The organism is Pseudomonas sp. DR208, assembly GCF_019823005.1.
Lineage (GTDB): Bacteria > Pseudomonadota > Gammaproteobacteria > Pseudomonadales > Pseudomonadaceae > Aquipseudomonas > Aquipseudomonas extremorientalis.
Window position 1 is genome coordinate 5,791,723 of record NZ_CP081944.1, and the last position, 13,278, is coordinate 5,805,000.

Below are 13,278 nucleotides of genomic sequence, written 5' to 3' on the forward strand. Positions count from 1 at the left end.
AACAGCCCCGCTCTCGATTCGCGTCACGTGTTATTCGGTTTCCAGATCGATATCGATGCCGAGGGAACGAATTTCTTTGATCAACACGTTGAAGGACTCGGGCATGCCCGGCTCCATACGGTGATCGCCGTCCACGATGTTTTTGTACATCTTGGTCCGACCGTTCACATCGTCCGACTTCACTGTGAGCATTTCTTGCAGAGTGTAAGCAGCACCGTATGCTTCCAGTGCCCAGACCTCCATCTCCCCGAAACGTTGACCACCGAACTGAGCCTTACCACCCAGCGGCTGCTGGGTAACCAGGCTGTACGAACCGGTAGAACGAGCGTGCATCTTGTCGTCTACCAAGTGGTTCAGCTTCAGCATGTACATGTAGCCAACAGTAACCGGACGCTCGAACTTGTTGCCGGTACGGCCGTCGAACAGCTGCATCTGGCCGCTTTCTGGCAGGTCCGCCAGTTTCAGCATGGCCTTGATTTCGCTTTCCTTGGCACCGTCGAACACCGGGGTCGCCATTGGAACACCGCCGCGCAGGTTCTTCGCCAGATCCAGGATTTCCTGGTCGGAGAAGGTTTCCAGCTCTTCGTTGCGACCGCCGATCTCGTTGTAGATCTCGTGCAGGAACTTACGCAGGTCGGCGACCTTGCGCTGCTCTTCGATCATACGGTTGATCTTCTCGCCCAGACCTTTGGCCGCGAGGCCCAGGTGGGTTTCAAGGATCTGACCAACGTTCATACGCGAAGGTACGCCCAACGGGTTGAGGACGACGTCGACCGGGGTGCCATTGGCATCGTGCGGCATGTCTTCAACCGGCATGATCACGGAGACCACACCTTTGTTACCGTGACGACCGGCCATCTTGTCGCCCGGCTGGATGCGGCGACGGATTGCCAGGTAAACCTTGACGATTTTCAGCACGCCTGGAGCCAGGTCATCGCCCTGCTGCAGTTTGCGCTTCTTGTCTTCGAACTTGTCGTCCAGCAGACGGCGGCGATCAACGATGTAGGCCTGGGCCTTCTCGAGCTGCTCGTTCAGAGCGTCTTCAGCCATGCGCAGTTTGAACCACTGGCCGTGCTCAAGACCGTCGAGGATTTCGTCGGTGATGTCCTGACCTTTCTTCAGACCTGCGCCGCCTTCAGCCTTATGGCCTACCAGGGCGGAACGCAGACGTTCGAAAGTCGCGCCTTCAACGATACGGAACTCTTCGTTCAGATCCTTGCGGATCTCGTCGAGCTGGGTCTTCTCGATGGACAGTGCACGAGCATCACGCTCGACGCCGTCACGGGTGAAGACCTGTACGTCGATGACAGTACCTTTGGTACCGGTAGGTACACGCAGGGAGGTGTCTTTAACGTCGCTGGCTTTTTCACCGAAGATGGCACGCAACAGTTTCTCTTCCGGAGTCAGCTGGGTCTCGCCTTTCGGAGTGACCTTACCGACCAGGATGTCACCTGCGCCTACTTCAGCACCTACGTAGACGATACCGGCTTCGTCCAGCTTGTTCAGTGCAGCTTCACCCACGTTCGGGATGTCTGCAGTGATTTCCTCTGGGCCAAGCTTGGTGTCACGGGCCACACAGGTCAGTTCCTGAATGTGGATCGTGGTGAAACGGTCTTCTTGAACAACACGCTCGGACAGGCAGATGGAGTCTTCGAAGTTGAAGCCGTTCCATGCCATGAACGCGATGCGCATGTTCTGACCAAGCGCCAGTTCACCCATGTCGGTGGACGGGCCGTCGGCCATGATGTCGCTACGCTGAACGCGATCACCCTTGCTCACCAGCGGACGCTGGTTGATGCAGGTGTTCTGGTTCGAGCGGGTGTATTTGGTCAGGTTGTAGATGTCGACACCGGCTTCGCCAGTTTCAACTTCGTCATCGGCAACACGAACCACGATACGGCTGGCATCAACGGAGTCGATTACGCCGCCACGGCGAGCCACGACGCAAACGCCGGAGTCACGGGCTACGTTACGCTCCATGCCGGTACCTACCAGCGGCTTGTCAGCGCGCAGGGTCGGTACAGCTTGACGCTGCATGTTGGAACCCATCAACGCACGGTTGGCGTCATCGTGCTCCAGGAACGGGATCAGCGACGCTGCTACCGAAACTACCTGCTTCGGCGAAACGTCCATCAAGGTGACGTCTTCCGGCGCCTTGACGGTGAACTCGTTCAAGTGACGAACAGCTACCAGCTCGTCGATCAGGACTTTCTTGTCGTTCATCGTGGCCGAAGCCTGAGCGATCACGTGATCAGCTTCTTCGATGGCGGACAGGAACACGATCTCGTCGGTGACCAGGGCGTCTTTCACCACGCGGTACGGGCTCTCGAGGAAGCCGTATTGGTTGGTGCGCGCATAAGCGGCCAGGGAGTTGATCAGACCGATGTTCGGACCTTCCGGCGTTTCGATCGGGCAAACACGACCGTAGTGCGTCGGGTGTACGTCACGCACTTCAAAGCCGGCACGCTCACGGGTCAGACCGCCCGGGCCCAGTGCGGAGACACGGCGCTTGTGGGTGATCTCGGAGAGCGGGTTGTTCTGGTCCATGAACTGGGACAGCTGGCTGGAACCGAAGAACTCTTTCACCGCCGCAGCTACTGGCTTGGCGTTGATCAGGTCTTGCGGCATCAGGCCTTCGCTTTCCGCCATCGACAGACGCTCTTTGACCGCACGTTCAACACGTACCAGGCCAACGCGGAACTGGTTCTCGGCCATTTCGCCTACACAGCGAACACGACGGTTACCCAGGTGGTCGATGTCATCGACGATGCCTTTGCCGTTACGGATGTCGACCAGGGTCTTCAGTACCGCGACGATGTCTTCCTTGCACAGCACACCCGAACCTTCGATCTCGGTACGACCGATACGACGGTTGAACTTCATCCGGCCGACCGCAGACAGGTCATAGCGCTCAGGGCTGAAGAACAGGTTGTTGAACAGGGTCTCGGCAGCGTCTTTGGTTGGTGGCTCACCAGGACGCATCATGCGATAGATCTCGACCAGCGCTTCCAATTGGTTGCTGGTGGAGTCGATCTTCAGTGTGTCGGAGATGAACGGACCGCAGTCGATGTCGTTGGTGTACAGGGTCTCGATGCGAACGACCTGAGCCTTGGCGATTTTGGCCAGGATCTCGGTGTTCAGCTCGGTGTTGCACTCAGCCAGGATTTCGCCTGTAGCCGGGTGAACGATGACCTTGGCGGTAGTACGACCCAGGACGTAGTCCAGAGGCACTTCCAGCTCTTTGATACCGGCTTTTTCGATCTGGTTGATGTGGCGCGCAGTGATACGACGGCCAGCTTCAACAATGACCTTGCCTTTTTCATCCTGGATGTCCAGGACGGCAATTTCACCACGCAGACGCGAAGCGATCAGCTCCAGCTTGAGGGTTTCATCCTTCAGGCTGAACACGTTGGTGGTATAGAAAGCGTCCAGCACTTGCTCAGTGGTGTAGCCGAGCGCGCGCAGCAGTACCGAGGCCGGCAGCTTGCGACGACGGTCGATACGCACGAACACGCAGTCTTTCGGGTCGAACTCGAAGTCCAACCACGAACCACGGTACGGAATGATCCGCGCGGAGTACAGGAGCTTGCCGGAGCTGTGCGTCTTGCCGCGGTCGTGGTCGAAGAACACGCCCGGGGAACGGTGCAGCTGGGAAACGATCACACGCTCGGTACCATTGATAACGAAGGTACCGTTCTCGGTCATCAATGGGATTTCGCCCATGTAGACTTCTTGCTCTTTGATGTCCTTGATCGCTTTGTTCGACGATTCTTTGTCGAAAATGATCAGGCGCACTTTTACCCGCAAAGGTACGGCGTAAGTAACACCGCGCAACACGCATTCTTTGACATCAAATGCCGGTTCGCCCAGGCGATAACCGACGTACTCCAGCGCAGCATTGCCGGAGTAGCTGATGATCGGGAAAACGGATTTGAAGGCCGCATGCAGGCCCACGTCGCGGAACTGATCTTTGGTCGCTCCCGCCTGCAAGAATTCACGATACGAATCCAGCTGGATAGCCAGAAGGTACGGGACATCCATGACGTCCGGCAACTTGCTAAAGTCCTTGCGGATACGTTTTTTCTCAGTATATGAGTAAGCCATCAGCGTTCCCCAGCTTGGTCACCTGCTTGTTTGGCCCCTCCGACGGGAGCAGCCAGAAAATCTTGCAAACCCCATGGTTTGCACCACCGCATCGGGTGGTTACAGCGCGTTAGTGGCGGCGACCGAGTCGACAGCCAAGAACGGAAAAAGGCCGGTGGCAAGAGCCACCAGCCATCAGCCTTCAGCTTAACGCTTGGGCTGGAGACGCAAGGTCGATGCTTACTTCAGCTCGACTTTAGCGCCTGCTTCTTCCAGCACTGCTTTAGCTTTGTCAGCGGCGTCTTTCGACACTGCTTCCAGAACCTGGGCAGGAGCGCCGTCAACTACAGCCTTGGCTTCTTTCAGGCCCAGACCGGTCAGTTCACGTACTGCCTTGATCACGTTTACTTTCTTCTCGCCAGCTTCTACCAGCATGACGTTGAATTCGGTTTGCTCTTCAGCAGCAACAGCAGCAACAGCTGGGCCAGCGGAAGCAGCGGCAGCGGAAACGCCGAATTTTTCTTCGAAAGCTTTGATCAGCTCAACAACCTGCAGAACCGACATTTCAGCTACGGCGTTGAGGATATCGTCTTGGGAGATAGACATTGCTGTATTTCCTGAATTGGGGGACGGCCTACTCGGCCATCGAAATAAACAAAAATACGCGAGAGAAGTCGCTCAGCCTTAGGCTGCGGCAGCTTCTTTTTGCTCGCGAACTGCGGCCAGAGTACGAGCCAGCTTGCTGGTAGCGCCTTGAATCACGCTCATCAGCTGCGAAATGGCTTCGTCGCGGGTCGGCAGTGTTGCCAGTACGTCGATTTGGTTAGCTGCGAGGAACTTGCCCTCGAACGCAGCTGCCTTGATCTCGAACTTATCCTGACTCTTGGCGAATTCTTTGAACAAACGGGCAGCAGCGCCTGGATGTTCCTTGGAGAACGCGATCAGAGTCGGGCCGGTGAACACGTCGTTGAGGACACTGTATTCAGTGTCAGCAACAGCGCGCTTGAGCAGGGTGTTACGTACAACACGTACGTATACGCCAGCTTCACGAGCCTCTTTACGGAGTCCGGTCATAGCGCCTACTGTCACACCACGGGCATCAGCCACGACAGCGGACAGAGCAGCTTTGGCAGCCTCGTTGACTTCAGCGACGATGGCCTTCTTGTCTTCGAGATTAATTGCCACGGGTTTAACTCCTGCTTGTTACCGTTTCATCTGGCCGGAGCCGGATGTCGTTTTGGTGTCTGATTCGGTAAGGAACCGGGAGCACCATCTGCGTAGGCTTGTGGTTTAAGACTTGCGTCGCCTACGGTCTTGGATAGCCCCCGCCAGGCAGGGACCCCAATTTTTTTCAATTGGCGCGATCGCTCGCACCAATCTGTGTCTTATACGTCCAGTGAGCCTTGGTCGATGACCAGACCTGGGCCCATAGTAGTGCTCAGGGTAACGCGCTTGACGTAGATACCTTTCGAAGAAGCTGGCTTGATACGCTTCAGATCAGCGATCAGGGCTTCAACGTTTTCCTTCAGCTTGACGGCATCGAAGCCGACTTTGCCAACGGAGGTGTGAATGATGCCGTTTTTGTCGGTGCGATAACGAACCTGACCAGCCTTGGCGTTTTTAACCGCGGTAGCTACGTCTGGAGTTACGGTGCCGACTTTAGGGTTAGGCATCAGGCCACGTGGACCCAGGATCTGACCCAACTGACCTACAACGCGCATTGCATCCGGGGATGCAATAACTACGTCGTAATTCAGGTCGCCGCCTTTCATTTCGGCAGCCAGGTCGTCCATGCCAACGCGGTCAGCGCCAGCGGCCAGAGCAGCTTCAGCTGCTGGGCCTTGGGTGAAGACAGCTACACGTACAGTCTTGCCAGTACCGTGTGGCAGCACAGTAGCGCTACGAACGACCTGGTCGGATTTACGTGGGTCAACACCCAGGTTTACAGCAACGTCAACAGACTCGCTGAACTTGACAGTCGACAGCTCGGTCAGCAGGGCAGCGGCGTCTACAAAGTTGTAGGCCTTGCCTGCTTCGATTTTGCCGGCGATAGCCTTTTGGCGCTTGGTCAGCTTAGCCATTACACACCCTCCACGTTAAGGCCCATGCTACGAGCAGAACCGGCGATGGTACGCACGGCTGCATCCATATCAGCTGCAGTGAGATCCGCGTTTTTGGTTTTCGCGATTTCTTCCAGCTGAGCACGAGTTACGGTGCCAACCTTAACGGTGTTAGGACGAGCGGAACCGCTAGTCAGACCAGCAGCTTTCTTCAACAGAACCGAAGCCGGAGTCGACTTGGTTTCGAAAGTGAAGCTACGGTCGCTGTATACAGTGATGATCACTGGAGTCGGCAGACCTGGCTCAAGACCCTGAGTACGGGCGTTGAAGGCCTTGCAGAATTCCATGATGTTCACGCCGTGCTGACCCAGAGCTGGACCGACGGGTGGGCTAGGGTTGGCCTGAGCGGCCTTCACTTGCAGCTTGATGTAAGCGGTAATCTTCTTGGCCATGAGGCACTCCAATTACGGGTTCAAACGCCTCGAAAGGCTCCCCGGTTACTTGCGCGTTTATCCCAGTGACGACAAAACCCCACAGCCTAAGGCTGCGGGGTTGGGATGCTTGGTCAGCTAGACCTTCTCGACCTGGCTGAACTCCAGCTCTACCGGAGTAGAGCGACCGAAAATGAGCACTGCCACTTGGATCCGGCTCTTTTCGTAGTTAACTTCTTCGACAGTACCGTTGAAATCAGCAAACGGACCATCTGTGACACGAACAACCTCACCCGGCTCGAAAAGCGTCTTCGGCTTAGGCTTGTCGCTACCATCAGCAACGCGGCGCAGAATCGCTTCTGCCTCTTTGTCGGTGATAGGAGCAGGCTTATCAGCGGTACCGCCAATGAAACCCATGACACGAGGGGTATCCTTGACCAAGTGCCAAGTACCTTCATTCATGTCCATCTGAACCAGCACATAGCCAGGGAAGAACTTGCGTTCGCTTTTGCGCTTCTGGCCATTCCGCATTTCAACCACTTCTTCAGTGGGAACCAGAATTTCGCCGAAGCCATCTTCCATGCCTGCCAGCTTTACGCGCTCCAGCAAAGAGCGCATAACATGCTTCTCGTAACCCGAGTAAGCATGAACAACGTACCAACGCTTAGCCACGGGACACCCTTAGCCAACAATCAAGGAAACAAGCCAGCCGAGCAGGGAATCAAGCCCCCACAACAGCAACGCCATAACCAGAACAACAGCCACAACGATCAACGTGGTCTGCGTGGTTTCTTGGCGAGTCGGCCAAACGACTTTACGAATTTCGGTGCGAGCTTCCTTTACCAGGATCGCGAAAGATTTGCCTTTGGCGGTCTGCAGGCCCACAAAGGCAGCCACAGCAGCAAGGGCAAGTAATGCGAGCACGCGGTACAGGATCGGCGAAGCAGAGTAGTACTGATTGCCAACAACGCCTACGACCACCAAGGCGACTACAGCAAGCCACTTGACCAGATCGAAACGAGAGCTTTGAGCTTCAGCCTTAGGAGTCATCTATGAAGATCCTGTGAAAAGAAAGCCAGACACACCACGTGAATCTGGCAGGTCAGGAGGGAATCGAACCCCCAACCTACGGTTTTGGAGACCGTCGCTCTGCCAATTGAGCTACTGACCTAAAACAAAATCAGGCCGACCATTATGCAGACCTGAAAAAGACTTTACAACAACCAACCCCACTAGACCTGAAATCACCTGACAATAACGCCAGACTCAACACCTTCAAGCCGAGGCAGCTGTTAAAACAAAGGCAGATATTTTCATATCTGCCTTGTTATATGGAGCTCTTGAGCGGATTTGAACCGCTGACCTCACCCTTACCAAGGGTGTGCTCTACCAACTGAGCTACAAGAGCAAAACACCTGCACAACCTGCAAACTTGGAGCGGGTAGCGGGAATCGAACCCGCATCATCAGCTTGGAAGGCTGAGGTTCTACCACTAAACTATACCCGCGGAGCTTGCAGCTCACGCTAAAAATGGTGGAGGGGGAAGGATTCGAACCTTCGAAGTCGTAGACGTCAGATTTACAGTCTGATCCCTTTGGCCGCTCGGGAACCCCTCCTAAGCGAGCCGGCATTTTACATTACGCCGACCTTCTGTCAAGCATTTTCTCATTTAAAAATATGAGGTTAGCTGCATTGACCTTCGCTTCACACTGCTGACCTATAAGGTCTTCACTGCGAAGCGGGCGCCATTCTATGCAAACTATTCGAGAGTTGCAACGCCTTCGCACAACATTATTTTATGTTTTAACTCATTGAATTCCTTAGCAAGGTTTTCAAAGGGCAGATCGTCAGCCAGGCGTCGGCTTTCAGGGGCTACTCGAAGCCAATAGCCGGAGGCGTCCGTAGTATTGAGCAATAGAAGCTTGACCTTTATATCCAGACTTGTGAGCCGCTGCTCAACAGACTGTGCTTGACGCTGATCCGCAAAACCACCGATGTACAAGCAAGTATTTTGCGCTTCAGATGCTTTTACGCGGTCTCTGCGCACCACGGCATCAGAAGATTCGCTGAGAAGCCGAATATCCTGCTGCGCCCCCCTGTACAGGCTTAGAGGCGTGACATCCTTGGCGCGCAGCGGCGCTTCTTGCTGATGCCAAATGTAATAGAAGGCGTTGAGGACAAGCAAAAGCAAAAACAACCAACGCATAACCACCTCAGGACAAAGGACAAGCCATCGCCAAACCGACAAACACCAGATCGGGCACGAGCCGCGCCTGCGGCACTGCATCAGCCACTAAATCAGCATCCCCCCCAGTCAGGAACACGATGAAGTCATCACCCCAGTAGCTTCGCGCCAACTCTAACTGAGTGAGTACAAACCCTCTCAGCATCAGTGTGCATCCGCGCTCCACTGCCTCGACGGTCGTACGGCCAGGGGAGAGGCGCTCAAGCGCCCTTTCAGCAGCTGCGTCGTCGTAGCGTATTTTACGCGTGTGAGTTCGCAGTTGATTGCGCATGAGAGGCATACCCGGGCAAATGAACCCGCCCAAGTGCTCGCCATCAGCCGCAATGAAATCCGCTGTGGCTGCCGTACCAAAATCAAGCACCAGGCAAGCGCCTCGCGCTAGCTTGAATCCACCTAGCATCGCCAACCAGCGGTCAAGGCCGAGCCGCTCGAAATCTTCGTAACCGTTGCGCACTCCGCCCATTTCACGCGCGGGAGCAGCGCACGAAACAGCAATACCGAATGCCTCATGCAGAGCCGCGACCAGCTTGCTGGTTTCTTCCAGCGCACGAACGCTCACCAAGCGACAGCGCGTCAGCAACAATCCAGGAAGGGCTAACAGGCTTTCAATCAATGCCAGGTCCGAACCAACCACCCCCTCCGACGAGGCACCGGGACTATCAGCTAGTACACGCCATTTGATAAAGCTATTCCCACAGTCGAGCTCAAGAATCATCACGCAACCTCAGGCTTAACTCACCACCACTGTATACTTTCTCAACGCCATCAACACTCAAGCGCAATGCCCCTTGACGATCTACACCCAACACAACCCCATCGACCTGGTGGACACCCGCGATAAGGGAGACCGGCCGCCCCTGCCAAGCGTGATTTTGCTCCCACTCTCCCTGAAGCGCGACAAAACCGCCTTCCCGATGCCGCTCAAGGTAGCCTTGCAGCTGCCGCCCCAGTTGCGACACCAGAAGGTTGCGATCCACCCGAACCCCCGTCTCAAGCTGCACTGAGGTCCATTGTTGATCGACCTCGTCAGCCCTCTGCATATTCACGTTGATACCTATTCCCAGGACCACGTGGCAGATATCCGCGGGATCACCTACCAATTCCAGCAAAATTCCAGCAATTTTCTTCTGCCCTACCAAAACATCGTTCGGCCACTTCAAGGCCAGGCCCTGAACACCAGACTCGCGCAAGGCCTGCACAACCGCCAAACCCACAACCAGGCTTAGTCCCTCCAGTTGGCGCAGACCCGCCTCAATACGCAATACGAGGCTGTAATAAACGTTTTGCGCGAACGGACTGACCCACTTTCGCCCTCTCCTACCTCTTCCCGCAGTTTGCTGCTCCGCGAGCACCAGGAACGGCGCCGCGCATCCAGCGTCTACCAGCCGCAAAGCTTCAGCATTAGTGGAGTCAATGGAGTCGGAGATATGAACGGGCCATCTTAGCGATGGCGCACTCCGCGAAATCTCTTCAGCACTCAAGAACACCAATGGGGATGCCAGCTGATACCCCTTGCCTCGCACCTTATGAATTGGCAGATTCAACTCTGCTTCCAGGTGCTGCAGCTGCTTCCATACAGCACTGCGACTGACGCCAAGGGCGGCACCCAGTGCTTCTCCGGAATGGAATCGGCCATCTTTCAGAAGTTTCAACAACGTCAGCATGCAAGCATCGCCTTACAATGAGGCACGCATGATAGCCATGCGCAGGGTCATTGCATAGAAAGGCTGGACTTTAGAGCTGGAGGCCACACTCAGCGCACTTTCCGACCGCCCAAAACAAAACCCCTGACTGCGTTAGCAATCAGGGGTTCTGGAATTTAATCTTGACGATGACCTACTCTCACATGGGGAAACCCCACACTACCATCGGCGATGCATCGTTTCACTACTGAGTTCGGGATGGGATCAGGTGGTTCCAATGCTCTATGGTCGTCAAGAAATTCGGGTACTGAGTCGCGGCCTGGGCCTCGCTTCAGCAAATTGGGTATGTGACAGCTTTCGGTGTTTTGTGAACGTCGAACTTTCGGTTCATTTCGTCTTCACACACCGCAATCTGATGCTCGTTAGAGTAGTCAAATTGCTTGGGTGTTATATGGTCAAGCCTCACGGGCAATTAGTATTGGTTAGCTCAACGCCTCACAGCGCTTACACACCCAACCTATCAACGTCGTAGTCTTCGACGGCCCTTCAGGGAACTCAAGGTTCCAGTGAGATCTCATCTTGAGGCTAGTTTCCCGCTTAGATGCTTTCAGCGGTTATCTATTCCGAACATAGCTACCCGGCAATGCCACTGGCGTGACAACCGGAACACCAGAGGTTCGTCCACTCCGGTCCTCTCGTACTAGGAGCAGCCCCTCTCAAATCTCAAACGTCCACGGCAGATAGGGACCGAACTGTCTCACGACGTTCTAAACCCAGCTCGCGTACCACTTTAAATGGCGAACAGCCATACCCTTGGGACCGGCTTCAGCCCCAGGATGTGATGAGCCGACATCGAGGTGCCAAACACCGCCGTCGATATGAACTCTTGGGCGGTATCAGCCTGTTATCCCCGGAGTACCTTTTATCCGTTGAGCGATGGCCCTTCCATACAGAACCACCGGATCACTAAGACCTACTTTCGTACCTGCTCGACGTGTCTGTCTCGCAGTCAAGCGCGCTTTTGCCTTTATACTCTACGACCGATTTCCGACCGGTCTGAGCGCACCTTCGTACTCCTCCGTTACTCTTTAGGAGGAGACCGCCCCAGTCAAACTACCCACCATACACTGTCCTCGATCCGGATAACGGACCTGAGTTAGAACCTCAAAGTTGCCAGGGTGGTATTTCAAGGATGGCTCCACGCGAACTGGCGTCCACGCTTCAAAGCCTCCCACCTATCCTACACAAGCAAATTCAAAGTCCAGTGCAAAGCTATAGTAAAGGTTCACGGGGTCTTTCCGTCTAGCCGCGGATACACTGCATCTTCACAGCGATTTCAATTTCACTGAGTCTCGGGTGGAGACAGCGCCGCCATCGTTACGCCATTCGTGCAGGTCGGAACTTACCCGACAAGGAATTTCGCTACCTTAGGACCGTTATAGTTACGGCCGCCGTTTACCGGGGCTTCGATCAAGAGCTTCGCGTTAGCTAACCCCATCAATTAACCTTCCGGCACCGGGCAGGCGTCACACCCTATACGTCCACTTTCGTGTTTGCAGAGTGCTGTGTTTTTAATAAACAGTCGCAGCGGCCTGGTATCTTCGACCGGCATGAGCTTACGGAGCAAGTCCTTCACCCTCACCGGCGCACCTTCTCCCGAAGTTACGGTGCCATTTTGCCTAGTTCCTTCACCCGAGTTCTCTCAAGCGCCTTGGTATTCTCTACCCAACCACCTGTGTCGGTTTGGGGTACGGTTCCTGGTTACCTGAAGCTTAGAAGCTTTTCTTGGAAGCATGGCATCAACCACTTCGTCACCTAAAAGGTAACTCGTCATCAGCTCTCGGCCTTAAGATCCCGGATTTACCTAAGATCTCAGCCTACCACCTTAAACTTGGACAACCAACGCCAAGCTGGCCTAGCCTTCTCCGTCCCTCCATCGCAATAACCAGAAGTACAGGAATATTAACCTGTTTTCCATCGACTACGCTTTTCAGCCTCGCCTTAGGGACCGACTAACCCTGCGTCGATTAACGTTGCGCAGGAAACCTTGGTCTTTCGGCGTGGGTGTTTTTCACACCCATTGTCGTTACTCATGTCAGCATTCGCACTTCTGATACCTCCAGCAAGCTTCTCAACTCACCTTCACAGGCTTACAGAACGCTCCTCTACCGCATCACTTACGTGATACCCGTAGCTTCGGTGTATGGTTTGAGCCCCGTTACATCTTCCGCGCAGGCCGACTCGACTAGTGAGCTATTACGCTTTCTTTAAAGGGTGGCTGCTTCTAAGCCAACCTCCTAGCTGTCTAAGCCTTCCCACATCGTTTCCCACTTAACCATAACTTTGGGACCTTAGCTGACGGTCTGGGTTGTTTCCCTTTTCACGACGGACGTTAGCACCCGCCGTGTGTCTCCCATGCTCGGCACTTGTAGGTATTCGGAGTTTGCATCGGTTTGGTAAGTCGGGATGACCCCCTAGCCGAAACAGTGCTCTACCCCCTACAGTGATACATGAGGCGCTACCTAAATAGCTTTCGAGGAGAACCAGCTATCTCCGAGCTTGATTAGCCTTTCACTCCGATCCACAGGTCATCCGCTAACTTTTCAACGGTAGTCGGTTCGGTCCTCCAGTTAGTGTTACCCAACCTTCAACCTGCCCATGGATAGATCGCCCGGTTTCGGGTCTATTCCCAGCGACTAGACGCCCTATTAAGACTCGCTTTCGCTACGCCTCCCCTATTCGGTTAAGCTCGCCACTGAAAATAAGTCGCTGACCCATTATACAAAAGGTACGCAGTCACCTAACAAAGTAGGCTC

At 54.8% G+C, this 13,278-nt stretch carries 10 protein-coding genes, 4 tRNA genes and 2 rRNA genes (1 of these 16 only partly in view); all 16 read right to left on the reverse strand.

The window, feature by feature from the left end:
* Positions 1-30: 30 nt before the first annotated feature.
* Complete coding sequence (gene rpoB, locus K5K89_RS26240) at positions 31-4,104, reverse strand: DNA-directed RNA polymerase subunit beta (RefSeq protein WP_222540509.1); 4,074 nt, start codon at positions 4,102-4,104, stop codon at positions 31-33.
* A 219-nt stretch (positions 4,105-4,323) separates the two neighbouring features.
* The gene (gene rplL, locus K5K89_RS26245; protein ID WP_071489831.1) at positions 4,324-4,689 is read right to left on the reverse strand and encodes a 50S ribosomal protein L7/L12; all 366 of its coding nucleotides are present in this window, start codon (positions 4,687-4,689) and stop codon (positions 4,324-4,326) included.
* A gap of 78 nt (positions 4,690-4,767) precedes the next feature.
* Complete coding sequence (gene rplJ, locus K5K89_RS26250) at positions 4,768-5,268, reverse strand: 50S ribosomal protein L10 (protein WP_016969477.1); 501 nt, start codon at positions 5,266-5,268, stop codon at positions 4,768-4,770.
* A gap of 200 nt (positions 5,269-5,468) precedes the next feature.
* Entirely contained in the window at positions 5,469-6,164 is a 696-nt protein-coding gene (rplA, locus tag K5K89_RS26255) for a 50S ribosomal protein L1 (protein WP_003232403.1), read from the reverse strand.
* Positions 6,164-6,595, reverse strand: coding sequence for a 50S ribosomal protein L11 (rplK, locus tag K5K89_RS26260; protein WP_003176435.1), 432 nt, complete (start codon positions 6,593-6,595; stop codon positions 6,164-6,166). Before rplK ends, rplA begins: the two co-directional genes overlap by 1 nt.
* Before the next feature lie 117 nt (positions 6,596-6,712).
* Positions 6,713-7,246 (reverse strand): transcription termination/antitermination protein NusG, encoded by a 534-nt coding sequence (gene nusG / locus K5K89_RS26265; RefSeq protein ID WP_003176436.1) that lies wholly within the window; start codon positions 7,244-7,246, stop codon positions 6,713-6,715.
* A gap of 9 nt (positions 7,247-7,255) precedes the next feature.
* Positions 7,256-7,624 carry a preprotein translocase subunit SecE gene (gene secE / locus K5K89_RS26270; protein WP_071489830.1) on the reverse strand — a complete coding sequence of 123 codons (369 nt, stop codon included), beginning with the start codon at positions 7,622-7,624 and terminating at the stop codon, positions 7,256-7,258.
* A gap of 45 nt (positions 7,625-7,669) precedes the next feature.
* Positions 7,670-7,745 (reverse strand) — tRNA-Trp (locus K5K89_RS26275).
* Between the two features lie 161 nt (positions 7,746-7,906).
* Positions 7,907-7,982: transfer RNA gene (locus K5K89_RS26280), tRNA-Thr, on the reverse strand.
* A 25-nt stretch (positions 7,983-8,007) separates the two neighbouring features.
* Positions 8,008-8,081, reverse strand: a tRNA-Gly gene (locus K5K89_RS26285).
* Between the two features lie 24 nt (positions 8,082-8,105).
* Positions 8,106-8,190, reverse strand: a tRNA-Tyr gene (locus tag K5K89_RS26290).
* A 143-nt stretch (positions 8,191-8,333) separates the two neighbouring features.
* Complete coding sequence (locus K5K89_RS26295) at positions 8,334-8,780, reverse strand: hypothetical protein (RefSeq protein ID WP_092250509.1); 447 nt, start codon at positions 8,778-8,780, stop codon at positions 8,334-8,336.
* A gap of 7 nt (positions 8,781-8,787) precedes the next feature.
* Positions 8,788-9,534, reverse strand: a complete 747-nt coding sequence (locus K5K89_RS26300; RefSeq protein WP_071489828.1) for a pantothenate kinase — start codon at positions 9,532-9,534, stop codon at positions 8,788-8,790.
* Positions 9,524-10,483: a bifunctional biotin--[acetyl-CoA-carboxylase] ligase/biotin operon repressor BirA gene (birA, locus tag K5K89_RS26305; protein WP_071489827.1), complete on the reverse strand. Its 960-nt coding sequence runs from the start codon at positions 10,481-10,483 to the stop codon at positions 9,524-9,526. Before birA ends, K5K89_RS26300 begins: the two co-directional genes overlap by 11 nt.
* Positions 10,484-10,642: 159 nt before the next feature.
* Positions 10,643-10,758 (reverse strand): 5S ribosomal RNA (gene rrf, locus K5K89_RS26310).
* Between the two features lie 155 nt (positions 10,759-10,913).
* Positions 10,914-13,278, reverse strand: a 23S ribosomal RNA gene (locus tag K5K89_RS26315); it runs 527 nt beyond the window's last position.

Bases quoted from the DNA above. Each gene is read 5' to 3' on its own strand.
- rpoB (WP_222540509.1), bottom strand. From the start codon at position 4,104: ATGGCTTACTCATATACTGAGAAAAAACGTATCCGCAAGGACTTTAGC.
- rplL (WP_071489831.1), bottom strand. From the start codon at position 4,689: ATGTCTATCTCCCAAGACGATATCCTCAACGCCGTAGCTGAAATGTCG.
- rplA (WP_003232403.1), bottom strand. From the start codon at position 6,164: ATGGCTAAGCTGACCAAGCGCCAAAAGGCTATCGCCGGCAAAATCGAA.
- rplK (WP_003176435.1), bottom strand. From the start codon at position 6,595: ATGGCCAAGAAGATTACCGCTTACATCAAGCTGCAAGTGAAGGCCGCT.
- secE (WP_071489830.1), bottom strand. From the start codon at position 7,624: ATGACTCCTAAGGCTGAAGCTCAAAGCTCTCGTTTCGATCTGGTCAAG.
- K5K89_RS26295 (WP_092250509.1), bottom strand. From the start codon at position 8,780: ATGCGTTGGTTGTTTTTGCTTTTGCTTGTCCTCAACGCCTTCTATTAC.
- K5K89_RS26300 (WP_071489828.1), bottom strand. From the start codon at position 9,534: ATGATTCTTGAGCTCGACTGTGGGAATAGCTTTATCAAATGGCGTGTA.
- birA (WP_071489827.1), bottom strand. From the start codon at position 10,483: ATGCTGACGTTGTTGAAACTTCTGAAAGATGGCCGATTCCATTCCGGA.